The sequence below is a fragment of the Pseudovibrio sp. JE062 genome (genome assembly GCF_000156235.1).
In the GTDB taxonomy this organism is placed as follows: Bacteria; Pseudomonadota; Alphaproteobacteria; order Rhizobiales; family Stappiaceae; genus Pseudovibrio.
Genome location: NZ_DS996807.1, coordinates 1 through 26,045, shown reverse-complemented (window position 1 = coordinate 26,045; position 26,045 = coordinate 1). Strand labels below are relative to the sequence as shown.

The window sequence follows — 26,045 nt, the reverse complement described above, 5'->3', positions numbered from 1 at the left end:
GTGTGCTCAAGTGTAACTGCGGTTTCTCGGATAAACTCAATATTTTGGTCTTTCGCCCAGCTCAGAAAACGATCCATCAGCTGTTTGGGACTGCTTATGTGGGACCAGTCCGGCTCCAGTACGCCAAACTGTTTTCTTGGGCCAATGTCTGGCTCCAGCTCTCGGACCTCTCCTGAATTCAGCCTTTCAAACCGCACGCCATGCTGTGCCTTCAAATCCCAGGAAAACCTGTCTTTCTCAAATGAGCTCTCGTCGTTGTAAAGAACGAGGCATCCCTTGTTGTGGAGGTACTGATCATACTCAAGGTCCCGCAGAATAGGTGCGAAGTCTGTATAGGTGCGGTCATTTAGAGCTGCGAGCGCTGGCGCAATTTCCAAAACACGCTTTTTGCTGCTGGAGCGTTGGAACTCAAATAGCCAAGGAAGCATTGAGGGAACGTGTGTTGGTTTTAAAAACAGCGGGCCAAGTGGGTCCAAGAGAAGTTTGGGCATTTTGAAGAGCAAACCAGGAACGCCTGCGGGAACGCATTCTGTGACGGCAAAGCCTGCTGCATTGCCAAAGGACGCTTTGTCCCCTTCTGGTGTCGGATCTACAATCACGACTGTCTTTCCTGCCTGCGCCAAATAATAAGCGCAGGACAAACCAACAATGCCTGCACCGATAACAATCGTCCTGGTCATAGACCTCTCCTGAAAGGCAGTGGCATCAATACTTGCCTTGCCATTTTTTGTTTCCAATGCCAGTTTCGAGAATGGTGCATTGGTTGATATTTTGTTTTCAAGCAAGAAGTCCTGCCTGTCTGTTTCCCTCTAAAGCCGTGTAGAACCTGCAGTTTTCGTTGCTCTCCACCACCTTTGAAAAAGCCTCTCCCGTTGCCTTTTCCAAATCAGATATTGACAAACGATATTATTGGATCCAATCATATAATTTGTCAATAAGGCAATATCGACCTGACCCTCAGGCCGAGTTGTATTGGGAGGATGACAAATGAAAAAACTGATCCGGAACTCTTTTGCTCTTGTTGGAGCTGCGCTCATGGCTGCTTCAACGGCCCCTGCTCAGGCGGACGAGATTGACGATATCATTGGCAAAGGCACTTTAAGATGCGGCGTGATGTTGGACTTTCCACCCGCAGGTTTTCGTAACTCAAGCAACGAGCCTGATGGTTTTGATGTTCAGTACTGCAAAGACATGGCGAAAGCACTGGGAGTAGAAGCAGAGGTCGTTGAAACCCCTTCTCCGGAGCGTGTTCCTGCCCTTGTTTCCAAACGCGTGGATGTGATGATCGCATCGGCATCAAACACACTTGAGCGTGCTAAGACTGTCGCATTCACAATGCCTTATGTGGTGTACACCAATGTCGTCATTACTCAGAAAGACAGCGATATTGAGAGCTTTGAAGACCTTAAAGGGCGTTCCGTCGGTAACGTTGTTGGCACCACTCCGGAGCAATTCTTCCTAGAGCACTTTGAGAAGTGGGATGATTCAAACGGCAACTACACAGGCTTTGGGTCAGACGCTGAATCTTATCTGGCCGTCAGTCAAGGCAAGGTCGAAGCCATTATCGGATCCAGCGCTCAGGCAGCTGACCTGATTGCAAGCGGCAACTTCCCAAATCTGGAGATCCGCGCAGAAGCTCCGTTCACGGTTGATCTGGTTTCCATTGCAGTAAACAAAGACGATCACTCTTTGCTGCGTTGGGCCAATCTGTTTGTTTGGGAGCAACAGAAATCTGGCCGCTATGCAGAGCTTTACAAGCAGTACTTCCGCTCAGATGAAGTGCCGGCCCTGACCATTCCAAACACCTACTATTAATTTCAGCAACTGACTGGGCATCTTAGATGCCCAGCAACCAACAGGTGTTTCCATGTTTGGCTACAGTTTTCACTGGAGGACCGTTTGGCAGGAAATCCCTCAGCTTGCAGAGGGTGCAATTGTTACCTTGCAGATCGCTGTGTTCTCGATGCTAATCGGTATTACACTGGCTGTTTTGCTTGCAGTTGCACGCCGCAATGAGGGCTCCATAGCCAGCAGGTTGGCCTCTGTCTGGATCGAAGTTGCCAGAAACACGCCTTGCTTGCTTCAGATCTATCTCGCTTACTTCGGCCTCGGCGCTCTAGGGATAAACATATCCAGTTATGCAGCCGTCCTCGGCGCAATTGCATTTAACAATGCTGGATACCTTGCAGAGATCCTGAGGGGCGGTTTCAACTCCGTGCCGCAAACGCAATATGCAGCTGCGCGCTCCCTCGGCATGAACTCTTTTCGTGTCTACAGCTACGTCGTCTTGCCACAAGTGTTCCGCGTAACCTTCCGACCAATCATGAACCAGTCCATGTGGGCTCTTTTGAACACATCACTGGGTATGGTGATCGGCCTTAAGGAACTTACTGGAGCAACTCAATTTGCACAGTCCAGATCCTTCCGTACCTTCGAGTTCTTCCTCGTTGCTGCTGCCATGTACTACGTCATCGCCAAGATCATTCTGGGCCTTGCAGCGCTCGTGCAATGGCGTTTTCTTAAAGGAGGTCGCTGATGTCTGCTTACTCAGGCCTATCATGGTCAGACCTGCTTTTCCTGCTGGATGGCGCAGGTAAAACAATCCTGCTGACGGCACTTGCAACACTGTTTGGCACAGTACTCGGCATTGCCCTGGGTTGGCTGCGAGATTCCAGTCGTTTGGTTGGCTGGATCGTCGCTCCCTATGTAGATGTGACACGCAGCGTCCCGCTCATCATCCAGTTCGTGTTGTTCAACAGCTTCATCGCCATCGCCGGGTATCCACTTGACCCGTTATGGTCCGGTACAATTGTGCTCAGCTCCTACATGGGGGTCTTCACCTCAGAAGTTGTGCAGGCCGGGCTGCGAGCCGTCAGGCCAGAACTACGCCGCGCAGGCCGTTCCCTCGGCATGGGTTACTGGACCGAAATGCGATACGTCACGGCTCCCCTCGCATTACGCGTCGTCTTCCCGAGTTGGATCGGACTTGTAATCGGTCTGACCAAGGACAGCGCGCTTGTTGGTGTCATTGGCTACATCGAACTTCTTCGCGCCTCTCAAATCCTGATCAACAGAACCAATGAAGCGATCCTGATCCTGCTTGGCGCCGGTCTGTTCTACTTCATCATCTGCTACCCGATCTCACGATACAGCCAGACACTTGAAAGGAAACTGAAGCAATGATCGAGATAAAAAACCTGCAAAAGTCCTTTGGCCAGCATCATGTGATCAAGGGTATCGACCTGACCATCGACAAAGGCGAAGTCTTGTGTCTGATTGGTGGCTCCGGATCCGGAAAATCCACCATGCTTCAGTGTATTAATGGTCTGCATTCCATTGATGACGGCAAGGTCCTCGTCGACGAAATCAATGTGTTCGACAAAGCAACGGATCTGAACAAGCTTCGCGAAAAGATCGGCATCGTCTTTCAGCAATACAATGCCTTTCCGCATCTCAGCGCCATTGAAAACGTTGCTCTGTCTCCGCGCGTTGTCAAAGGCATGAAGCGCAAAGACACGTTGGATCTGGCAGCAAAGCATCTGGAGCATGTTGGGCTGGGTGACAAGCTGAACCATTACCCTAGTCAGCTTTCAGGTGGGCAACAACAGCGCCTTGCCATTGCCCGTGCTCTGGCGATGGAACCTGAGTACATGCTGTTTGATGAAGTTACATCAGCGCTTGACCCTGAGTTGGTTGGCGAAGTGTTGGACACCATGCGCATGCTGAAAGACGAAGGCATGACCATGATTATTGTCACGCATGAAATCCCATTTGCACGCGAAGCCAGTGACCGCGTGGCTTTCTTCGATCAAGGAAAAATCTGCGAAATTGGCGACGCCCGACAGGTCATCAATGACCCTCGTGAGTTGAGGACGCGGCAGTTCCTTGAACGTGTACTCCATTAGTCCAAGGGAGGTAACTTAAGATGCGTCACACATTCTCATGTATCGACGGTCACACCTGCGGCAACCCGTGCAGGGTTGTCACAGGAGGTGCCCCCGAGCTGAACGGTGAAAGCCTGGCAGACTTCCGCCAGGACTTTCTCCAAAACCATGACTGGGTGCGTCAAGGCCTGATGTTTGAGCCACGCGGGCATGATGTCATGTCAGGCGTCATCCTTTATCCACCCAAGCGATCTGATTGCGATATCGGATATCTCTTCATAGAGACCAGTGGTTGCTTGCCCATGTGCGGTCACGACACCATTGGCGCAACGACGTACGCCATTGAGGAAGGACTTGTTTCACCGTGCATCCCCGGCAAACTGGCAATAGAAACGCCTGCCGGACGCGTAGATGCTGAATACTCGGTGAAAGAAGGTCATGTTGAAGAAGTTCGCATCTTCAATGTTGCCTCCTATCTCCATGCCAGTGATCTGGTTGTTGAGGTAGAGGGTATTGGCCAACTCACCTTTGACGTCGCTTATGGTGGCAACTTTTATGCAATCATAGAGCCGCAAGAAAACTGGGCGGGACTTGATGCTCAATCACCCTCCGAACTCGTCGGACTGAGCCAAAAGGTCAGAAAGGCGATCCAGAAGGTAACTGAGCCAGTGCACCTTGAGGATCCAAGGATCAAGGGTGTCAGCCATGTTATGTGGTGTGATGCACCGCGCAATAAGCAAGCAGATGCACGCAACGCGGTCTTTTATGGCGACAAAGCCATCGACCGTTCCCCGTGCGGGACTGGATCCTCTGCACGTATGGCCCAACTGTTTGCACGCGGCACCCTCAAATGTGGTGATCACTTCGTGCATGAGAGCATCATCGGCACTCTGTACAATTGTAAAGTCGAACGAGTTGGCAAGATCGGCGAGATCCTCTGCATTTATCCAAGCATTGGCGGCTGGTCACGCATCACTGGCCACAACACCATCTACATCGATGATCGCGACCCATTCGCTCATGGGTTCCAACTCAGCTGATACCTACAGATATGGCGAGCTTGGAGTTGAAGAACCAAGCTCGCCAGACAAACGAGATTTTCATGAAACTGAATAATATGATTACGGTCGTGGGTGCCCACGCCGAAGGAGAAGTCGGGCGTGTTATCACAGGCGGCCTGCTCCCTCCCCCAGGCGCAACCATGCTTGATAAGCTCATCAATATGGAAAATGATATGGATTGGGTTCGGCAGATGCTGCTCTCTGATCCACGCGGTAGCGTAAACACCTCCGTAAACTACATCACACCACCATGTCATCGAGATGCCGACTTCGGTATGATCGTTATGGAGTCAGACTATTACGTTCATATGTCCGGCTCAAACCTCATTTGCACTGTAACAGCTGCACTTGAGACCGGCATGGTGCCGATGACTGAACCTTTCACGAAGGTGGTGGTTGATACCCCAGCAGGCCTCGTTCACGTGACAGCAGAATGTGTAGACGGCAAATGCCGACGCATCTCCTTCGACAACATCCCATCCTTTGTCATGCACCGCGATCGTATAATCGACGTGCCCGGTTTCGGCTCCAAGAGAGTTGATGTCTCCTACGGAGGCATGATCTATGTAATTGCAGAGGCAAGTGAGTTCGGGTTCTCACTAGACCCGTCTGAGTCACGGGATCTAGTTGAAATTGGTGAGATTCTGAAAAAAGCAGCAGCCGAGCAATTGCCTTCAGTTCATCCAGAAATTCCTGAAATCCATACGGTCAATCAGACACAATTCACTGGTCCTCTCGAGACAAAAGACGGCGTTAAAACCTCGAAGAATGCTGTAATCGTCTCCCCAGGACGCCTTGATCGTTGTCCATGTGGCACAGGCTCGTCAGCCCGATTGGCCTTGCTCCATGCAAGAGGCGAAATTGAAGTTGGCGAGAAGTTTGTCCATCGTTCCATTCTGGACACTGAATTTGAATGTCAGATTCTCGGCACAACGCAGGTTGGTCAATTAGATGCGGTCAAACCTCAAATTAAAGGCCGCGCGTGGCTCACCGGCATTTCACAGTATGGCGTGGATCCTGAAGACCCATTCCCAACTGGTTACCGGCTCGCCGATACATGGTTTAAATAAGCATTGGTTCGGGAACACCCGCAAATTTGAGATCTGCGGGTGTTTTTGCTTTAGCAGGCTAGAGCGCCTTCGTGGTCCACTCACCATCGACCAGTCGTAAAACACCAAGCGGATTTGCGTCTTTCAGCTCATCCGGCAGCAAGCTGTCTGGGGTGTTCTGGAAACACAATGGGCGTACAAAGCGATCAATTGCACGTTCACCAACAGACGTTGACTGCACATTGGTGCTTGATGGATACGGTCCGCCATGGGATATCCCGGCGCAGACTTCAACGCCAGTCCCAAAGCCATTGAAGACAATCCGTCCGACTTTGTTTTGCAGCGTGTTTGTCAGCTCTGCACTTGCTTTGACATCAGCCTCCTCAGCAAAAATTGAGCAAGTCAAATGGCCATGAAAACTTGCTGCAACCTTTTGCATCTCCTCATCATTCGCGCAAAGCACAAGCAAGGTCGAAGGCCCAAATATTTCTTCCTGCAACTGCGGATTTGCAAGATAGTCGGCTGCAGACACACTCATCAAAATCGCCTGTGCCTCATTGCCATTAACGCTTGGTGCCTGAGCAAGAACACGAACAGTCGAATCCTCTTGCCGCTGGCTATTACCTTCACGATAGCTTGCGCAGATTCCGGAGGTGAGCATGGTCTGCGGGCTTTGTTCGGCGATCAGACTTGCAGCCAACTCACAAAAGGAAGTGGCAGCATCACTCTGCTTGGCGACCAAAATTCCGGGATTTGTACAGAACTGCCCTGCACCCAGTGTCATTGCACCAACGAACATCTGGGCAATGGACTCACTCTTGTGTGCAAGGGCTTCATCCAACAAAAACACCGGATTGGTTGACCCAAGCTCACCGAAAAACGGAATTGGTTCAGGGCGCTGTACTGCAAGATCAAACAGGGCCCTGCCACCCGCAACAGAACCTGTGAAACCACCAGCTTTGATCCCAGGGTGCTGCACAAGCGCAGAACCAAGACTTCTGCCCGGACCATGAAGCAATGCAAACGTCCCTGCCGGCACGCCAGTTTCCTCAATTGCCGAGCGAATACAGTTCGCAACAAGTTCTGAGGTTCCCGGATGAGCAGAGTGTGCTTTCACAATTACCGGACATCCGGCAGCCAATGCAGAAGCCGTGTCTCCACCTGCTGCCGAAAACGCCAATGGAAAATTGCTTGCAGCAAACACAACAACTGGTCCAAGTGGAACTTGTGTAAGCCGGATGTCTGGTTTTGCCACTGGTTGGCGATCCGGATCCGCACTGTCAATGACTGGCCTCTGCCAATCTCCCCGCTTCAATAGTTTTGCAAACAAGCGCAATTGCCCAGTGGTCCGACCAAGTTCACCGCACAGGCGCATGTCTGGAAGGCCTGTTTCCAATCCGGCCCGTTCTACAATCTGATCTGCGGTACCCTCCATTGCACCAGCAATGGCTTCCAGAAAACCTGCTCGCTTTTCAGCAGAGATCTTCGAGTAAACAGCAAACGCATCTGTTGCAGCATCCACCGCCGCTTCAACATGCTCTGATGTCGCCTGAGAGAATGCCGTTGGAAGTTTCTCACTGGTCGCCGGGTTCTCCGCGTAAAAAGTTCCTGATTGTGTGCTGATGATCCACTCACCATTGATCAGGAGTTTGCCTGTCAGGTCCGCCATTATGCCTCCATATATAGCCAGGAAATGATTGAGGCATTTTATTCAGCAGCACTTGGGCAGACAAAAGGTGATAATTCTTATATAGATGAGTAAATACTCATCTATATACCTATCCAAATCCACGAGATCACCTTTGGCTTACCCATCTCTCAACAGTCTGCGGACATTTGAAGCTGCTGCCCGGCTTTTAAGCTTTAATAAGGCTGCACAAGAGTTGTGCATCAGCCCCTCAGCGGTTAGCCATCAGGTTCGCCAACTTGAACAGCAACTCAATACCAAGCTGTTCACCCGTATCGAAAGAGGTGTAACCCTTACGCCAATTGGTGAGTATTACTTCAGCAATGTACAGCAAGGGATCCAAATCCTTCTGCGAGCGACAGATGTAGTGATGGATCCAAAACGTAGCCGCACAATCAAGATGTCCGTTGTGCCATTTTTTGCAACAAGATGGCTGATGCCCCGGCTCGAGAGCTTTCAGTTGCGCTATCCGGATTGGGAACTGGCAATCCAGACCAGCACTCAAAAATCAGATTTCGAAACAGAAGATCTGGACCTCGTCATTCGCCGCGGAAAAGGCAGCTGGCCGGGTCTCACCTCCAAACTGATCTTGAGTGAAACACTCACACCAGTTTGTGCCCCTCAATTAAGCACAACCATCTCAAACCTTACTGATCTTGCCGCAGCGCCCCTTCTTTACAACACACAGGTCCCAACGGAGTGGGGTGAATTCTTCTCTCATCTTGGCGAACCCTTCAACGCTCCCACCGCACGCCTCGAATTTCAAAACAGCTCCCAAATCCTCGAAGCCTGCTCCACCGGCATTGGCGTCGCACTTATGGACCCAACACTCATTCAAGATGAACTAAAAACAAACCGCCTCTCTCAGCTTCTTGGCCTCACCGTGCCAAGCTTGCGAAATTACTATCTGGTCTACCCAGACAAACAACGAGAGAGAAAAGGACTGCGGGTTTTTCTGGATTGGATTGAGCAGAATTGAACTTGTAAGCAAGTGATAATTTTGCTCCGCAAGATATTTATAGCGGTCTCAGTAAACATGCACTTTCTACAATCAGCCGCTAACTGTATGAGGTCATGCTCAAGTTGCGGCCATACCTTAGCTGTTGTCGATCTTCATCTATTCTAATGTAAACTATGTTAACGCTGCCACGTGACAGGTTTGCTAAGAAGTCCGGGCCATAAGCGGACATTTGACTGGTGCTATCAAGGGTTGAGACAAACTCAGAGAGATGCTGCAGTGGTCTTTGCTTGCCGAACTCTTCTTGCTCCAATGATTGCGCGAGAATTAACTGGGACGCGAGCCTAAGAGACCCAAAGCTGCTATTGGTCCGCCGACTGTCAAAGGTATGCCGTGTACCTATAACGGTAAGCGTCTGGCGAAGGTGCTTTCCTTGTTCGATTACCCCGGACAAATTCACCACTTTCGTATAGTAAGGCCATATTGTACCATTTGATACCCCGGCCAACTCGGCGACCGGAAAAAGGATAGCGCGATGCTAAATGGTGCAATGCTCCTCTGGTTTTTGCTGACCGGTGCCAGCGTTGGTTTTGTCATCTGGGATTCGATCAGTAACGGTGTGACAAGCTGGGTCCAGCGAACAGCGTGGATTCTTGTGACGCTATATACCGGACCGATCGGCCTGTTTTTCTACCTTTTAACCTGTCGCCTACCGTTTCCCGGTGGCCATGACCAATATACTAGAGCGATCTGGAAGCAGGGCATCAACAGCGAAATGCACTGTGTGGCGGGGGATGCAACCGGGATTATTATCGCCGCGATCCTTGTTCATTTTCTGGCCCTTTCGAACGGGTGGGATATCGTGGTCGAATATTCCTTTGGCTTTATCTCCGGCCTGTTCATCTTTCAGGCGCTGATGATGATGCCGATGTTTGGGCGCTATGGTCGGGCGGTTCGAAAGACGTTCTTTGCGGAAACCGTGTCGATGAACATGGTGATGGCGGGAATGATCCCGACGATGGTGCTGCTGGCGGCGGCGTGGCCGGGATCGGAAAACCCTTTGACCCCCCAGTTTTGGTTCCGGATGAGCCTTGCAACCATCGTTGGTGCAATTGTTGCTTTTCCGATAAATCGGTGGCTGGTTGCCAATCACCTCAAGCACGGATGCATGACCCTTCCTGGCGCCGACGGTCCGGCACCGGGGCTTGGACATAGTGCGCACGAACATAACGCAATGGCGGCTGCACCCAACCACCAAACGATGAGCCATCACCGTATGGAAATGAACAGCCTGCCGGTTCGAACCGCAATCATCTGGATACTTGGTACATATGCGATCCTGATTATGGCACTTTGGGTGACGTCGAGATTTGCACCAATCAGGTTTTGAAAACTTGTTCAAAAAAGTGTCATGATCCGATGATGACGGGTGCTATTAAGTTAACTCTGGGACCGGTCCTGTATAGTAAGTTTTGAGTATGACTGGAAGCGTGCGGTGAAGGCGACCTCCCCACGATGGATCAGCCCTGTAACACTGGCTTTACAGCCGTTCGCTGCACAGCGGAAACTCGTGTAAGTGAGAGGCTGTTGCAAGCGATGAGGGCCATCACCGGCCTTTCGAACGCTTCTATCAAGGTTGAAGTCAGTTTCTAAATAATGCTACGAGCGGCCTTTGTCTCAGAATTTTTCATTTTGACGCAGTACGACTACTTAGGCGCAGTAATCCTAAAAGGTGGTAAGCTGGCATAAGTCCTTTTTCTTGCCATGTGCGCAGTCTCAGCACCAACAAGTGTCGTGACCGCTGAATGGAAAGCTTTGAAGCCTATCACTGACTTGAAGGATAGTGACAAAAACCTACTACAGCCGGTGGGAGACAGGTCAAAATGAAATTACTCAGCCCAGCTCAATTGGTGCCGCTCATATGCATGACAACCTTCTCAGGAAAAGTACTGCAGCCAGTGGAGTTCTCAAGGAATGTTGGCGCGGTCTCATTGTAGGTCTCGTCGCCTAAACGTTACTGGATGCCTGACTTACACTCTCTGGTCATTGCTGCAATCTGTGGGGAGTACGTTATTATCCAATAGTTACGAGAGAGATGATCAGCGTCAACATCGCCACTCCTTCATGAACTCTCCACTCAGTATGAATTAGATATAGAAATCAATAAGTATGCATAGTAAAAACGCCTAGGCGATTGATGGGGCGTACAGATTTAATATGCAGAATACTAAGGGCTTGTTGCAGTCAAAAACCATGGCGACTGTGGCTGGGTATATCGCGACCTATGCCAATTCCAGAGGTGTTCCTTTGCCGGAGATTCTGGGCAAACTGAATCTGGATCCCCTCATGCTGATGGTGCCTGATACGCGCCTGAATGAAGACGATTTCCCAAAGATCATGAACATGATGGCCGCGTCCCTTCCCGGCGAGGCGTTCTCGCTGGATCTGGCCAAGGTTCTGCCTTTCTCCGCGCTTGGTTTTGTGGGATCTGCGATCGAGTTTGCGCCGACCTTTCGCGAGGGGCTGGACGTTCTGGTGCGGTATAAGTTTGTGCTTTCGGAGCGGCTGTCGTTCAGTTTTGAAAGCTCAGAGACGCACACCCGCATTAAAATCTACCATCCGCTGGACGAGCTCGACAAAGGAGCCGCTGCCGAGTTGGCATGTGCGACCTGGTTCAGAATGGTGGAGGAGTTTTACGGCGTTGCCGAGCATGTTCAGCAAGTGGAGTTCATGCATGCGCCACAGCTTCCGATAGAGCTTTACGAAGACTACTTCAAAACCAAGGTTCTGTTTGAGCAGCCGAGTACAGGTTTTGTGCTCGCGAACGAAGCGTTGAACTACCCGAGCCGTTTGCCGTCCAAGCCGCTTTATGAGTATGCCCGCGCGCACCTTGACCGGATGCATCAAGAGCTGGGCAGGCCGGAGAACCCGTCCGAAGAGCTGCAGAAGATCTATGAGGCCATCTGTGAGAATGCCGCGCGTTCTGAATACAGTGCCCCTGCGCTGGCGGAGCGGTTGAATATGAGCTTGCGCAGTTTGCAGCGGATTGTCAGCGGCAATGGTGCTGAACTGCGGGAGATGCTGGAGAATGTGCGGCTGGCCAACGCCAAGCAGTTGCTCGAAAATCCGGATCATACGATCAGTAGCATCGCGCATATGCTTGGCTATTCTGATGAACGGGCCTTCCGCAGGTCGTTCAAACGCTGGATGGGTCAAACTCCGTCAGAGTTCCGCAAAACGGTACTGACGGAGCAAGCCTAGGCCTATGGTCAGAAGCGGATGGAGAGTCCGGCCTGACCTTCACCATGCACATCAACATCACTGCCGGTTGCCGCCTCTGCGCGAGCGAACCAGTTGGTGCGGGTTGAGATTTCCCCGCCCGCATTGAGGCCGATATACCCCCGCAGCGCTTCATCCCGTCCATCGAGATCAAACCCAATATCCTGTCCCAGCAAAGCGCCATTCAGGGTGTTGTCTCCGCGTGACAGGCGGCCTTCGAGCGCGACAAATCCTTCCACGAACAGCGGAGCGCTCTCAAAGGCGCGGACGGCCAGTCTAATGCGGCCTGTGAACTCGTGGATATCGCGGTCATCAACGCTCAGGTTGCCGTCTGATCCGCTCTCCGTAAAGCCATGGATAGTCCCTCCGGCATAGCGCAGGCTCACCGATGGCAGCAGGGTGTGCTGCAGAATGCTGAGCTCCGTGGCGTATGTCAGCTCCGGCAGAATGAACCAACTACCATAATCGGCTGAAGCGGTTTCTGTCCCTGTGGCCACCGTGTTGTTGGCGACAGAGCGGTCGCTGTCATACTCTGAATAACCACCGGAGAGGATGAAGCTCAGGGCGTGATTGTCAAACTGCTGCTGACCGTAAATCCCGCCAAAAACGGAGGTGATCTCGGTCTCCTGACTATCGTGACTGACCAACGTGCGCCCGATGGAAGTACCAACAAACGCCCCAAGATACTGCGTTTCCCTAAACTGCCCATCAAGGCCAACCAAAATGCCTCCATAACCGTGAGTGTTTTCCGTGGTTGCGCCGGTCCCTTTCCATCGGCTGCCACCACCAAAGCCGGAGAACCACAGACCGCGGGACTGCTCAGGAGCCTCTGCAGCAGGCACACCAGAGCCTGCCCGCTGGCGGGTAAGGCCGGAAAGCCGGGTGTTCACGCCCTCTGCGATGGAGTTGGTCAGGTCTACAAAGGCGTTGTCCACGGCAGCAAGGCCGCTGGTGTCGGCAACGGCAACCTGATTTCCGCTCACCGCATAAGCCGCGCCATTGGCCTCCACCGCCTCGGGCGTGCCGATAAAGGTGTTGGCGATGGAAAGGCCGTTCTCCACCGTCAGCGTATCCTCCGTGCCTGCCATGTCGATCGTTCCGATAATGACTGACCCGGGCGCAAGAACCAGATGCCCCGGCCCGCCGGCCTCAAACAGGATCGCCGCGTTGGCCGGGCTGTAAACATTGCGAATAAGACCGGAGTTGATGAGCGTTGCTGCTCCCGTTGCTTCATCCTGACTGAAGCGTACGGCGGCTTCCCAATCCCCGGTCAGACTGCCGGAGTTGATGATGGTGCCGTGGTCAAGCTCAATAGCAGAGCTTTCAGAAAAGATGGTGCCCGTGTTCACAAGGCGCTCCACATGGGTCGCCCGAATGCCGGTGCCCTCACTGGTGATTGTGCCAGAGTTGTAGACGCTTCGGCCATAGCCTGACCCATCCTCCCCATCCAACAGAAGACCATAACCACCCGTAGTGATCGTGCCCGTGTTGATGAAACTATCCAGCGACCAGATGTCAACGCCATTATCGAACTCACTGTTCAGCGAGCCGTGGTTGATAACGGTCTGACCGTCCCCTTCGATTTGAACAGCTTCCCGACCTGCAGAGATGTCACCTGAATTGTAAAAGTAGCCCAGATGCCGCGCGAAAAGCCCACGATCATAGGCTGAGATGCTACCAGAGTTGATAAAGCTATCCACACCAGCTGAATCCAACAGAAGAATACCATCATCGGTCAAACTGGTAATGGTTCCGGAGTTGGTAAAGCTTCCAATTTCTTCAGCCTGAACGCCGTCATCGCGCTCCGCCAATATGGTGCCGGAGTTGATCAGCTCCTCAATGCGACCCCGTGCAAGAATGCCCTCGTCCCCCCCATGAAGGGTGCCGGAGTTTTCGATGTAGCTAGCATCACCGGTATCAACAGCGTCCTCCATGCCATAAATGATTCCGGAGTTCTCAAGGTGCAGCGTGGCTTCCAGGTTGTTGATGGCATCGTACAAATTGTCTGTCGTCGAAATGCTGCCTGCGTTGATCACGGTTATGGTTGTCCAGTCGATGACGTGTGTGACCGCATGTGCGGTACCCACTTCAATGGAGGCCCCCGCTTGCACCTCCAGCGTGGTGCCATCAGCGATGGTCACCTGATCCACCACAGTTGGACTACCCACCACAATCGAACCATCATTGATAACCTCCCCGGCAAACAGAGAGTGAGGCAGAAGAAGAACCGGGAGGGCAAGCGACGTCCGGAAAAGGGAATTTGGTGTCATCAGGGCGTTCAATCTTTGTGTTGCAGCTGTTGGAGAGAACCACTCAAACCGAACGGTTCATCCCCAAAGGCCATAAAACACAAAGCCAGAACCCACCGGAAGGACACATGACGACAACATCCGGACACTCGACGCCAATGTTGTTTTTACGGTGTTTGTAATCGAACCTTATGGACGGAGCGGCTGATGCAATCTGCACGAACGACTGTCGTTAGCCACTCGGAGCATAAACTGGCAAGATGCAAACTTCAGGTAAGTGAGAGGCTGCTGCTAACCTCGGGCCTCAAGCCGACCTTCGGGTGGTTCCATCAGAGGTTGATATCGTGTGCAGGGAAGATGTCTTGAACTGCTTGTTGAGTATTTAGGTTTGCATGTATGACGTACAATGAAAATTTGTTGTTACTTAGCTCCACCTGAATAAATAACTACGTTCTTGATTACTTAGTTTCACGCAAAAAGGCAGCACTATTCCCATAACCGCCGAAGCAATTTGCTCATAGGGTTGAACATAGCCCCGGCGGTCATTGTTTTAGGTTTACAGAATGAAGTCTTCGACTGTGAGCATCTCAGAGTTGCTCACTACGATCTTCATGTCAGCTTGCGCATCGCCATCTATGTCGGCGAGGATGTGTTGGGTACCGGAGTAGCTTTTGGTCCAGACTGAGTACTCAGCAGCGCTGTCATCACTGAAGATGAAGGCCTGCTCACCAGCAGCATTGGTGTTGGCGTCAATCTGGCTGAAGTCAAAGATGTCTTCCCCACCTTCAAAGCCAATGATCAAGTCATGCCCGGTATCACTGTTACTATCAGCAACAGACGTGTACACAATGGTATCAGTCTCATCATCGTTCCGGATCATGATCGCATCTGAACCACCACCACCTTGCAGGGTGTCAGCACCTTTGCCACCTGTCAGAGTGTTCTCACCTTCATTGCCAATCAGAACATCATTCCCTGAACCGCCGGAAACATTCTCTACATCAGAAAACTTGGCTCGTCCGATCCAGATATCCTGAGTACCAGTACGAGAAAGATCGACCTTGATGTTTTCAGAGCCACTGTATGTAACGGTATCGCGACCGTCACCACCATCAATGACGTCATAACCGCTGCCCAGAATGATATAGTCATCCCCGGCATCACCATTAATCACGTCATTGCCGGCTCCACCTGTCAGGTTGTCATTCCCATCACCACCGTGAAGGGTATCGTTCCCGGCATCGCCGCGCAGAGTGTCATTACCACCAGCACCGGACAGCACATCATTGCCATCATTGCCAATCAGGTAGTTGGTTTGCTCATTTCCACTCAGATGATCATCACCAGCGCCACCTGCCAGATCTTCAATACCAGTGATGGTATCCAGGCCGTAATTGGTCTCCTGAGCTTCTGTTTTACTCAGATCAATATGAGCACCCTTGGAACCGTCAACTTTCAGGCTGTCTTTGCCCTCACCGCCACGGATGATGTCATTGCCTTCATCAAGGGTGATGACGTCACGGCCAGCCCCTGCATCAACGACATCGTCACCATCACCACCGTTCAGACGGTCATTACCGACATTCCCATCCAGCAAATCGTTGCCAGCACCACCATCAATGCTATCGTTGCCTTCACCGGCTTTCAGGATGTCATTCCCTTCTCTGCCATAAAGCCAGTCATGACCTGCGCCACTGATCAGGATGTTATCAGCATCATTTCCTCTAAGGCTGTCATTGCTTGCACCGGAGGTAATGTTCTCGACACCTGAGACCTCCAGGGTGCCAATTGTGGTTCCCTGTCTCCATGTCTTTGCAAGATCAACATTGATCCGGCGGTCATCTTTGACAATCAGATGATCAATGCCTTCCCCGCCGTGGATCGTTTCGTTACCACCGCTTAGAACAAGGGTATCATCGCCTTCTCCGCCATAGAGCTTGCTGTTGCCTGAGCCTGCTTCGAGGTAGTCATCACCATCTCCGCCACGAAGGATGTTTTGGCCTTCAAGGTCGATCAGAATGTCGTTTCCTGCTCCGCCATCAAGCTCATCATTACCTGCTTCGCCCTTCAGGGTATCAGCACCGTCCCCTCCGTGAAGAACATCATTGCCAGAGCCACCCTGCAGCACATCATTGTCAGCACCTCCATCAAGCGTATCATTACCAGATCCACCTTTCAGGGTATCAGCGCCATGCCCTGCACGGAGGATGTCGTCACCAGATCCACCTTCAAGCATGTCATTATCAGCGCCGCCATCAAGAGTGTCGTCTCCGGCTCCACCCATAAGCGTGTCACTTCCTGCTCCACCAAGAAGGATGTCATTGCCGATGCCACCATCCAGCATGTCAACGCCAGCGCCGCCATCCAGCCTGTCATGACCTTCCAGACCAATCAGAGTGTCGTTGCCACCATTTCCGATTAGGGTATTGTCTAGTTCACTACCGGTCAGCTGGTCATCACCAACGTTGCCTTCAAAGCCTTCAATGTTGCGCAGGTACTTCACACCATAGGAAGTTTCCAGACGAGAGGTACTGAGATCAACCGTCAGAGCCTCTTCTTCAGTTGCACGAACCAGATCAAACCCTTCTCCCCCATCGAGCAGGTCTCTACCTTTGCCCATGATGAGAATGTCATCACCATCTCCGGCATAGAGCAGATCATCACCGTCGCCATCCGACAGCTCATCATTGCCCGCACCACCATGAATAGTGTCGTTGCCAGCCCCACCACGCAGTTTATCGTTGCCGCCGTCGCCAATCAGAGTGTCATCACCGCCGCGGCCATCGATTTCATCATCACCATCCAAGCCGCGTAGATTGTTAGCCTCGTCAGTGCCAAAGAAGACATCATCATGCTTGCCGCCAGTGATATTTTCGATATTGGAGATCTTATCCATGCCGTAGCTGGTGTTTTGGATGCCAGTTTCAGCCAGATCGATCCGGGCGCCTTTTTTACCGCCGCCAATAGAAATACGGTCATTTCCAGCACCGCCATCAATAGTATCGTCCCCATCACCTAGGTAAACGCGGTCGTCACCGTCACCACCTTCAACCAGATCGTTCCCGGCCCCTTCAACCAAAGTGTCACTGCCAGAACCGCCGTACAGCTCATCATTGCCATAGGAACCGCTCAGATAGTCATCACCAGCTTCGCCTTTGATAACATCGTCGCCTCCGTTGCCACGAATGCGATTGTCCTTTTCATTGCCGCGCAAATAGTCACTGCCATGCCCTGCAGAAATATTTTCAATGCTGGAAATGGTATCGGTGCCAAACTCTGTTTGAATGGTGTTTTCTGTCAGATCCACATGAGAGTCCTGCCCCCCATCGAAGTAAATGATGTCGTTTCCGTCACCGCCTTGGATGACATCATCACCCGCATCGAGATAAAAACGATCATCTCCGGCCCCGCCATACAGCTTATCATTACCATTGCCACCCTTCAGGATGTCATTGCCACCGTTGCCGTAGAGCGTGTCATCTCCATCATTGCCTTCCAGCGTATTGGCAGCATCATTGCCAATGATCCGGTCATTGCCCGAACCACTATCAATGTTCTCAATGCTGATAAGGCGATCCTGACCAAAGGAAGAGGACAGACTTTCACGGTTCAGATCGATATCCATATCTGCACCACTATCGATGTGCAGCCAGTCAGAACCTTCCCCACCATCCATGGTGTCATTGCCAGCCTCAAGGTAGAAATGGTCATCCCCTTCAAGGCCAAACATCTTATCATTGCCAACCCCACCTAACAGATGGTTGTCTGCGTAGTTCCCAGTGATGTGATCATTCCCACGACCACCAACAGCATTCTCAATCACCGTACCAACAGCAATCGCGATGTTTTTATGCTTGGGACCGATGGATGAGGTGTAAGCCTCAGTCGCATCAGCTTGCGTCACACGCAGATCAATCCTGTTGTTGTATCGGCTGCCGGACATGTCCAACGTATCATTGCCACCACCATCAACGAGCGCATACGAGTTCTGGTCGGAGTACCGTGCCAGATTCACCATGCGGGTGTTGTCATGTCCTGAAAGATTAGTGTTCCAGCCATAAACGGTATCACCGAGGAACGCATTCTTGGTGCCAAACGTCTTTCCGTCATAGCTCTGATCGCCATACAGCTTATCAAGAGCCAGCAAATCAGCTGCCTTAAATGACTGAGGTACGGCATAAGAGCCATCATCCGTCGGATTCTGGTTCTGATCAAAATAAGACATGATGGAGTTTTGCCATGAATCATTCAAAAACGTAGCGTTCTTGTAAAAGTTGGCAGATCCGTTGTAATGCCCCTGATGCCCCAACCCCAGTGCATGGCCAATTTCATGAAGAACGGTTTGGGCAAAATACTTGTTTTCATCCCAAATACTGCCGTGTGACCCAGTCTCACTCAGATTAATGCGAGCGCTTTCATAGGTTTGCTTCCCATCCGCCATGCGCGCGTAGTTGTGATGCCCCGCAAAAGCCCTGCCAGCAACATTGTTCGTAAAGTTGAAATCCGCGCTCTCATCGGTGGTTTGAACAAACTCAATGCCCGTAACAGACTCGATATACTCGAACGCATCTTCAATGAGTTTCGTCACACGCCCACTGATGCCATCAGCATCATGAATGTTGCCGGTTACATTGTAAGTGAGCTTGCCGCTTTTAGCATAGGGTCCGGTATCACCCAGATTGAAAGCAGCTCCGTGGGAGTAACTCGTGGTTAGGAAGTCAGATAGTTCATCCAATGTGCCAAGTTTGGCCATTATTATTTCTCCGCAGTTTCATTTAAAAGTTTCGTCTAGAAACCACGGTATTTAGAAGGACGACAAAGCAACCTATTCAAGTATATATATGAGGTTATCAAGATGATATATTAGTAAGATATAATATAAATCTATGAACTAAAAGATATTATTTATACCTTTGCTGATTTATGGCAATTTTACGGTAAAAATAAGAGTATTTTATTATCAATAGCAAGGAGAATTTTACATAAATTCTCAAAGTCAGCAGGCCATATAGCGCCAATATCTAAGGCTGGCTTTGTAAGCGTGGCTAAAAGTTTCTTGGTAGATTGAATTGATCGAACTCTTGTCCCAAGCAAATATACACTGACCATCAACCAGAAGTAGAAGCGCACGCTAGTTAGAGTTGCTTCAGATAAAGCCGAACGTCCGCAATTGGTCAAGATCGACTTGCTGCACCTGCGAAGACCTATAGTGTCGCGTTTGGCCGTTTTTGGGCCCCGAGCAGACCAATTTAGTTAAGTGTTTACTTGCAAAATCCTATAGACCTGCATTCTAGAGCAACCCATTACCAGAGCAATCGCACTCGGACCCAGCCCCTCGGCGTTTAGTTGTAAGACACTATCGCGATCAATGCGTCGTTGACCGCCTTTATACTTACCCTGCTCCTTTGCCCGCTGAATGCCTTCACGCTGCCGTTCCTTTATGAAGCGACGTTCCATTTGAGCTACCATTCCAAGAACCGTCATTACTATCTGACCCATCTCTCCCTTCGTAGAAACGTATGGATCAAGAACAGTTACAAAAGCTTCTTTCAGCTCACATTCATGAATGATGTTAAGCACATCACGTGTATCACGCCCCAGCCGATCCAAGCGTGTGACTACAAGCTCATCATCAGGACGCAAGAATTGAAGGATCGTTGCTAGCTCATCTCGATTTTCAAGACTTCCGCCAGAAACCTTTTCAGAGCGTATTAAACCACAGCCTTCTGCAGTAAGCCGGTTTTGCTGGATTTCTAAATCTTGCTCGTGCGTGCTGACACGCGCATAACCTATTTTCGCCATATGTCACCTCAGGGTTTAAACCTGAGGCTACCAAGTCACAAATAGTCGATGTCAACCCTGATGTGACATTAATAGGCGTAACATTGGCTTGTCACATCAGGGTATACTTGGAAGTAACAACAAGGGCGACACCCCATAGTAGAAGCATGTAAGTTGATACCCCAAAGAAAGGTTGCAACCATTGATCACGTGTCTAACGATTTTTTCTGGTGATGGTTTATATGGACCTAGACCTAGCGTGATGCTAGGGATATGGATTCCGTCGAAACGGTCCAAGCGGATTCAACAAGTATAATAAGCTGTTTAATGCGAACAGTTAGGAGATAGTCCGGTGTTGTCAGAAGTTATCTTGAACAAACTTGCGCGCCTTCACTCAGGTAAAGCGCCAAGAGTGCTCGATCTCTTCGCAGGCTGTGGAGGGCTTTCTCTAGGTTTCCATTCTAAGGGTTTCGAAATTGCTGGAGCGGTTGAGTTAGACCCGCATGCAGCCCGCTCACATGGTATGAACTTTCATCCAGGCTTGGAAACCCATGCTCAACCGGTCGACATTACCTCGGTCGGTCCTGAGGAACTTGCTAAGAAGCTTAGCTTAGGTGATACCGATCATGCCATCGACATAATAATAGGCGGCCCGCCATGCCAAGCGTTCGCACGTGTCGGTCGACCAAAGCTTCGCGAAGTAGATGAACACCCAGAGGCCTTCCGACATGATCCTCGCGCCCGCCTTTATCAAGAATATTTGCACTATGTCGAAGCGTTTAAACCAGTTGCTGTTCTTATGGAAAATGTTCCAGACGCCCTTAATCACGGAGGACAGAACATTGCCGAAGAGATTTGCGAAGTCCTTGAGACTAAAGGCTACGTTGCGGGTTATACACTGTTGAATGCTGCCTACTATGGTGTTCCTCAAATGCGGGAACGCATGTTTCTACTAGCATATCGTCGAGAGATCACTGATAGCATTGTATTTCCAAAGCCGACACATTGGGTACAATTACCTCCTGGCTATGAAGGCTCTCGAGCTGTTGCTTTAAAGTTTTTGAAAAGGGGAAATCTAATAAAGGGTGCTTTCGACTATATAGCTCCACCAGAGGCAACAGCTGAACTCATTCCAGCTGTCACAGCTTTTCAAGCACTCGGTGATTTACCTGCTATATTTGCCCGAAAGGAGCTAGCAGAAGGTCGCCTAACGCGTGGCGCTCGACGCTTCGATCAGCCTGTTCCATATGGTCAAGCTATCCAGCTATCAGATTACGCTCGCCTTATGCGTTCCTGGTCAGGTTTTGAGGCAGGGAACGCACTCTCAGACCACGTAATCCGCTATCTACCGCGTGATTACCCTCTGTTTGCACGCCTCAAACCAGGGGATCAGTACCCTCAAGCTTTCAAACAGGCTAAGGTCATGTTCCAAGAAGCGCTTGAAGTACGTGCGAAACAAGGCAATACCATTGTTGAAGATTCAGCGGAATACGAAGCGCTTAAAAAATCAATTGTGCCACCATACGACCCAGGAAAATTCCCTAACAAGTGGCGTAAAATGTGGCAAGATGCACCTGCCAGAACATTGATGGCCCACCTTGGCAAGGACAGCTATAGCCACATCCATTATGACCACGATCAAGCCCGAACGATTTCTGTTCGTGAAGCTGCACGTCTGCAATCTTTTCCTGACGGGTTCAAATTCTCTGGGACTATGAATCCGGCATTCAGGCAAATTGGCAATGCGGTGCCTCCTCTTATGGCAAAGGCATTAGCGACCCAAATATCGATTACTCTTAAAGCTTTCCACGAGAATGAATATGAACAAGTCAGAGCGACAGGTGCTCTATAGAAAAGCACTTGAAACGGACCCTAGCGCAACGCCAAACACCAGCTTTCGCGATGCATTCGGTGTTTCAAATAGTGCAAAAATAATCCCGAATGGTCTTTTTTGCTTCAACGTCAATTTGAACTCGCTCAGTTCAGAAACAGATCAAATTGTCGTTCATTGCTTATTACTCTTCCCTCCGGATGATGAAATTTATTTTTCCATCTTTATCAAGAACGGAATGAGAGAGTTGCGCGCACGGCTTGACGAGATGGCTAGCGCAGGGACCTCAAAGCCACATAAGAAAAGTGGTTTAAATTTTGAGGGAGCAGGAGTGAGTAATACGAGCTCTGAGGATAATCCCAGGCTCTCTCCTGACGATCTCAATTACACTGACAACAATAAGAACGTCAAAGGCTATCTAGCGCGTGATGGTCGGCTCTATTTTAGGAACAAGGGCTTTTTTGACGAAATGCCCGAAGACCTTCACTCAATAAGCAGACCAGTTGATATTGAGAAAATTGTCTTCGCGGTTTATCCGCCAGAAGCAGCTGCACGGAGATCATTGCTTGCTCGAGAATTTGTCGGCTATCTTGGTAACTTAATTGGTCGGGACCGTATACATGAAGTCCGCAACATCTGGCCAGAAGCAAACGCTGTCAGCCCAGAGATGGCGCGCATGCCCAATACTCTTGAACTTACCGAAATCAAGGCAGCTGTGTCAGACTTGGGCGGCTACTATCCAAATGGTGAGTTAACGCGGTATCATGCGGGCCTGAATTTTCTTCCTACTAAACATTTCGTTATTCTTTCCGGCCTTTCTGGCACTGGCAAAACACAGCTCGCGACACTATATGCTCGCGCTATTCACGGAAAGAATACACGGGACGCGGTCGACCCCTTCCTTTTTGTTTGTCCCGTTAGACCGGAGTGGACTGACCCAAGCGGTTTAACCGGCTACTATGATGTTATTTCCGATCGATATGTTGTGCCTCCCTTTCTCGAGGCGGTGCTCATTGCAACAGCTTTTCGGGATTCACCCGTTTTTGTTATTCTTGACGAGATGAACCTTGCGCGTGTTGAATACTATTTCTCTGATGTGCTTTCCGCGATGGAAACAGGGGAAGCGTTGCCACTACATTCAAACGGCGTACCACTAGAGGGCACGACAGGTAGTAGCATTCCAGCATCTATCCCTTTGCCTTCCAACCTGTTCATTAGCGGGACTATCAACATCGACGAAACGACTAATCCCGTAAGCGACAAAGTTCTCGATCGGGCAATTCTTATTGAGATGAACGATATAGATGTAAGCGGATATTTGAAAGAGTTGGAGATTCAGGAGCCTTCTTTATCCGATGCATGTAAACATTGTGGCCAATATTTAATCGAAATGCAGTCGATTATGGCTCGGCATCGCCTCGGGTTTGGCTATCGTTTGATCCGAGAAGTTGTTTTGTATCATAGTTTTTCTGTCGGCAAGCTCGGGCAAGATAGGAATGACGTTCTGGATGAAATGACGGTCCAAAAGATACTAGTAAAGCTTAAAGGGTCTGAGGCGCAGCGCGCCCTACTCAAAGACCTTTCAAAGCTTACGGTCAATCTTCCCCAAGCAACCTCGCTGCTTGAGCAATTGATCGCCGATCTTGATGAATATGGATCATTCCAAACAAGCCGTTAGAGGCACTAATGCCATCACTACACATTATCTCCGATGCGAGCGGTGCGTCCTGGCAAGTGTGGCCTTCACCAGAGACGCTTCCACCGGGTGCCATTAGGGAAGCATCGAGCTACATATTCGAACTACGGGACTTTGAGCATGCTATTGAAACTGATCTTCTTATAAATGAAGTACCGCTTGAAGCTCTTCGATCACGTCAAGCAAATGTCGCGAGATGGCGGTGGAAGATCGGCTTTCATGCAGGTGAAATTTCTGCAGAACTTCGACGGCCAGACCATCGCCCAACTCGCTTCGATCTTGTCACTGATCCTGATTTAAATAAACTAACACGCAGTGACTTCGACGCTATGGTTTTGGAAATCTTACAAGACAGCTTTGCCCTGTTTTCGCTAACAAATTTCCGAAAGAGCATTGCGCACGGTGTCTCAGGGAAGCCGCCAGCAATATCACGCCTTGAATATTTGCGCTCTCGCATAGAAACCCTTGAATGCGTGGTGCGGGAGATTACTCGTCGTCCCCGCCGTCAGCTCCTTTCGGAAGAGCGTTGCGTGCCTTATTACAAGGTTCGGCGAATAAACAGCAACGAGATCATTCGCTCTTTCGCGCATGGCCGTATCACCCGAGTACCACCTACCGCCACAAAACAACTAGCAAGTCTTAAGGGATATCTCCCTACTGAATTTCGAACCCAAAACTGTTTCACATCGCTCGACCTGCCCGAACATCGACAGATGGCAGCTGTACTCGGAGCTTGGTCGGCTTGGCTCGTGGCCGCTGCCGAACAACTCGACAACGTCAGTAAAAAAGTCGACACTGAGAGTGTACGATCCGTCAATCTTTGGGCCAATCGATGTCGACGGATTTCACGTCGTCTCCTAGCAATGCGCTCAAGTGAGCCATTTGCGAGACTTCCACCTACTAAACCGCAACTGCAACTCACTTCACTATTTCGTCACGACCCAAACTACCGACAGTTCTATAAGCTCTACCAGGAAATTAACTATGGGCTAGCTGCAGTTTTTGGAGATTTTCTCAACCTACCTTTGGCGCGAACGTTTGAGCTGTACGAGCTATGGTGTTTTCTTCGTCTCGTCCGAGCCGGAACGGAGATGTTTGGAGCGTCAGCCATTGACTTCAATAACCTATTTACACACGATGCTTTGGGAGGAATGACCATCGCCACCAATGCTGTGACGGTCAAAATATCCCATGATTGGGAGATTATGTTCCAAAAACGGTATGATGAATTTTGGAAATCAGGCAACGGGCGGGGGTCCTTTAGTCGAACAATGACGCCTGATGTTGTGGTGGCGAATAAATTCAGATCCCATAGCAAGCAATCAAAGTTAATAGTACTCGATGCTAAATACAGAATTGACTCTGCTCTAAATGACGCCATTAGCGCGATCCACACCTACCGAGATGCTTTAGTTGAGGAAGTTGACAATGGTAAATTTCATGGCATCGTTTGCGCCGCCTATCTGCTTACACCTCATATCCCGGAGCTAGCTGCGCAGTATCGTGAAACATCAATGCCTGGGCGGCTCTTCCATCCCGACTATCGCTCGACTTTTCGTTTTGGGGCTGCGACACTGAAGCCTGGAATGAAGCTTTCTGAAATCTCTACTTGCCTTCAGGCAATCATTTCAGACGCAGGTGTTGCAACGCGTTCCCCATAACTGGAGGTGATGCAATGGATGTTCTTACTCCTCAACAACGCCAAAAGAACATGCGTAGCATTCGAGGGCGGAAGACAAAACCTGAGCGTATTATTGCCCTCGGCCTACATTCTCGCGGTTACCGATATCGCCTCAATGTAAAGAGCCTTCAGGGCTCACCCGATCTTGTATTTAGAAAACATCATGCAATCATTTTTGTTCATGGATGCTTTTGGCATGGGCATGATTGTCACCTATTCAAAGTCCCGGCCACAAGGACGAAGTTTTGGCTTGAAAAAGTCGACACAAATAAATGCCGTGACTTACGAAACGTGCAAAATCTCTTAAACCAGGGTTGGCGTATTTTGATTGTTTGGGAATGTGCACTGCGCGGTAGAAGCAGATTACCTAATCATGCCGTAATGCAGCAATGCGAAGTATTTTTGCATAGTGACACCAAACTAGCAGAAATAAAGGGAGTGAAAAACTCCTAATCACTACCTTGCTGAGAATGTATGAAATAACGGTATGGCATCATGGACAAAAGTAATCAGAGAGAATAACACTTCGCAGCTCCGAGCACCCGAGCTGAAGCGGGGAGATACCAAGCGTTCATTCGTTTGTCCCAGCAGCGGTTCTTTACAAAACCTTCCCAGTCAAATTCAAATAGACTGTTGAGAGTCCAATCTTCATTTAGCCTTACCACCAAGATGAACTCAAAAAGGCGCTTGTCTGGATCACTGGGATCGGGGTAAATCGTGCCTGTTTTCTTAGCCTTGCATATAGTTTTGATCGAATACCGCTCTCCTCTGCGCGAAATTGCGTCAATGTTTGCCGTTCCCGTTGGCGCAGCTTGCAAATTCGGACATCCTGGCGTTGTGTTAAATATGTCAATCGCGATTTTTTCGCCGACTGCACCAACAGTTAAAG

At 50.2% G+C, this 26,045-nt stretch carries 19 protein-coding genes; 13 read left to right on the top strand and 6 right to left on the bottom strand.

The annotated features are described in order from the left end of the window. A partial coding sequence (locus tag PJE062_RS26505) for an FAD-binding oxidoreductase (RefSeq protein ID WP_198136831.1) occupies positions 1-680 on the bottom strand: 680 nt, incomplete at its 3' end. 307 nt (positions 681-987) lie between these two features. On the opposite strand from PJE062_RS26505, the gene PJE062_RS07625 reads away from it, so the two are divergent. The 6 genes from PJE062_RS07625 to PJE062_RS07600 all read left to right on the top strand — a co-directional run bounded on the left by PJE062_RS07625 (position 988) and on the right by PJE062_RS07600 (position 6,015). Continuing rightward, positions 988-1,815, top strand: coding sequence for a transporter substrate-binding domain-containing protein (locus tag PJE062_RS07625; protein ID WP_008548365.1), 828 nt, complete (start codon positions 988-990; stop codon positions 1,813-1,815). 52 nt (positions 1,816-1,867) lie between these two features. Then, positions 1,868-2,536, top strand: a complete 669-nt coding sequence (locus PJE062_RS07620; protein ID WP_008548454.1) for an amino acid ABC transporter permease — start codon at positions 1,868-1,870, stop codon at positions 2,534-2,536. After that, on the top strand, positions 2,536-3,183 hold the full coding sequence (locus PJE062_RS07615; protein WP_008548544.1) for an amino acid ABC transporter permease: 648 nt from the start codon (positions 2,536-2,538) through the stop codon (positions 3,181-3,183). The genes PJE062_RS07620 and PJE062_RS07615 overlap by 1 nt, the downstream gene beginning before the upstream one ends. Next, the gene (locus PJE062_RS07610) at positions 3,180-3,905 is read left to right on the top strand and encodes an amino acid ABC transporter ATP-binding protein (RefSeq protein ID WP_008548296.1); all 726 of its coding nucleotides are present in this window, start codon (positions 3,180-3,182) and stop codon (positions 3,903-3,905) included. The genes PJE062_RS07615 and PJE062_RS07610 overlap by 4 nt, the downstream gene beginning before the upstream one ends. Before the next feature lie 20 nt (positions 3,906-3,925). Then, positions 3,926-4,924: a 4-hydroxyproline epimerase gene (locus PJE062_RS07605; RefSeq protein ID WP_037036342.1), complete on the top strand. Its 999-nt coding sequence runs from the start codon at positions 3,926-3,928 to the stop codon at positions 4,922-4,924. Between the two features lie 62 nt (positions 4,925-4,986). After that, a complete protein-coding gene (locus PJE062_RS07600) occupies positions 4,987-6,015 on the top strand; it encodes a proline racemase family protein (RefSeq protein ID WP_037036467.1) in 1,029 nt (342 codons plus the stop codon). A gap of 58 nt (positions 6,016-6,073) precedes the next feature. On the opposite strand, the gene PJE062_RS07595 is transcribed toward PJE062_RS07600, so the two are convergent. Continuing rightward, positions 6,074-7,663: an aldehyde dehydrogenase (NADP(+)) gene (locus PJE062_RS07595; RefSeq protein WP_008548834.1), complete on the bottom strand. Its 1,590-nt coding sequence runs from the start codon at positions 7,661-7,663 to the stop codon at positions 6,074-6,076. Between the two features lie 133 nt (positions 7,664-7,796). On the opposite strand from PJE062_RS07595, the gene PJE062_RS07590 reads away from it, so the two are divergent. From PJE062_RS07590 to PJE062_RS07580, 3 genes are all read left to right on the top strand, one after another. Then, a complete protein-coding gene (locus PJE062_RS07590; protein WP_086005221.1) occupies positions 7,797-8,660 on the top strand; it encodes a LysR substrate-binding domain-containing protein in 864 nt (287 codons plus the stop codon). Positions 8,661-9,174: 514 nt separating this feature from the next. Beyond that, complete coding sequence (locus PJE062_RS07585; RefSeq protein ID WP_008548533.1) at positions 9,175-10,029, top strand: DUF4396 domain-containing protein; 855 nt, start codon at positions 9,175-9,177, stop codon at positions 10,027-10,029. A gap of 827 nt (positions 10,030-10,856) precedes the next feature. Further along, positions 10,857-11,900, top strand: a complete 1,044-nt coding sequence (locus tag PJE062_RS07580) for an AraC family transcriptional regulator (protein WP_083793225.1) — start codon at positions 10,857-10,859, stop codon at positions 11,898-11,900. 8 nt (positions 11,901-11,908) lie between these two features. Here the strand turns inward: PJE062_RS07580 and PJE062_RS07575 are convergent, their stop codons facing one another. From PJE062_RS07575 to PJE062_RS07565, 3 genes are all read right to left on the bottom strand, one after another. Beyond that, positions 11,909-14,188 carry an autotransporter outer membrane beta-barrel domain-containing protein gene (locus tag PJE062_RS07575; protein WP_008548381.1) on the bottom strand — a complete coding sequence of 760 codons (2,280 nt, stop codon included), beginning with the start codon at positions 14,186-14,188 and terminating at the stop codon, positions 11,909-11,911. Positions 14,189-14,723: 535 nt separating this feature from the next. Further along, positions 14,724-18,920, bottom strand: a complete 4,197-nt coding sequence (locus PJE062_RS07570; RefSeq protein WP_008548480.1) for a M10 family metallopeptidase C-terminal domain-containing protein — start codon at positions 18,918-18,920, stop codon at positions 14,724-14,726. A 500-nt stretch (positions 18,921-19,420) separates the two neighbouring features. Beyond that, the gene (locus PJE062_RS07565) at positions 19,421-19,969 is read right to left on the bottom strand and encodes a recombinase family protein (RefSeq protein ID WP_008548550.1); all 549 of its coding nucleotides are present in this window, start codon (positions 19,967-19,969) and stop codon (positions 19,421-19,423) included. A 334-nt stretch (positions 19,970-20,303) separates the two neighbouring features. Here PJE062_RS07565 and PJE062_RS07560 point away from each other — a divergent pair, with 334 nt between their 5' ends. The 4 genes from PJE062_RS07560 to PJE062_RS25975 are packed head-to-tail and all read left to right on the top strand — an operon-like array spanning position 20,304 to position 25,609. After that, complete coding sequence (locus PJE062_RS07560) at positions 20,304-21,800, top strand: DNA cytosine methyltransferase (RefSeq protein ID WP_008548482.1); 1,497 nt, start codon at positions 20,304-20,306, stop codon at positions 21,798-21,800. Further along, positions 21,769-23,457 (top strand): McrB family protein, encoded by a 1,689-nt coding sequence (locus tag PJE062_RS07555; RefSeq protein ID WP_037036328.1) that lies wholly within the window; start codon positions 21,769-21,771, stop codon positions 23,455-23,457. Before PJE062_RS07560 ends, PJE062_RS07555 begins: the two co-directional genes overlap by 32 nt. An 8-nt stretch (positions 23,458-23,465) precedes the next feature. Continuing rightward, positions 23,466-25,136, top strand: coding sequence for a DUF2357 domain-containing protein (locus tag PJE062_RS07550; protein WP_008548350.1), 1,671 nt, complete (start codon positions 23,466-23,468; stop codon positions 25,134-25,136). 14 nt (positions 25,137-25,150) lie between these two features. Beyond that, positions 25,151-25,609: a very short patch repair endonuclease gene (locus PJE062_RS25975; RefSeq protein ID WP_083793224.1), complete on the top strand. Its 459-nt coding sequence runs from the start codon at positions 25,151-25,153 to the stop codon at positions 25,607-25,609. Positions 25,610-25,665: 56 nt separating this feature from the next. On the opposite strand, the gene PJE062_RS26735 is transcribed toward PJE062_RS25975, so the two are convergent. After that, a partial coding sequence (locus PJE062_RS26735; RefSeq protein WP_037036326.1) for a hypothetical protein occupies positions 25,666-26,045 on the bottom strand: 380 nt, incomplete at its 5' end.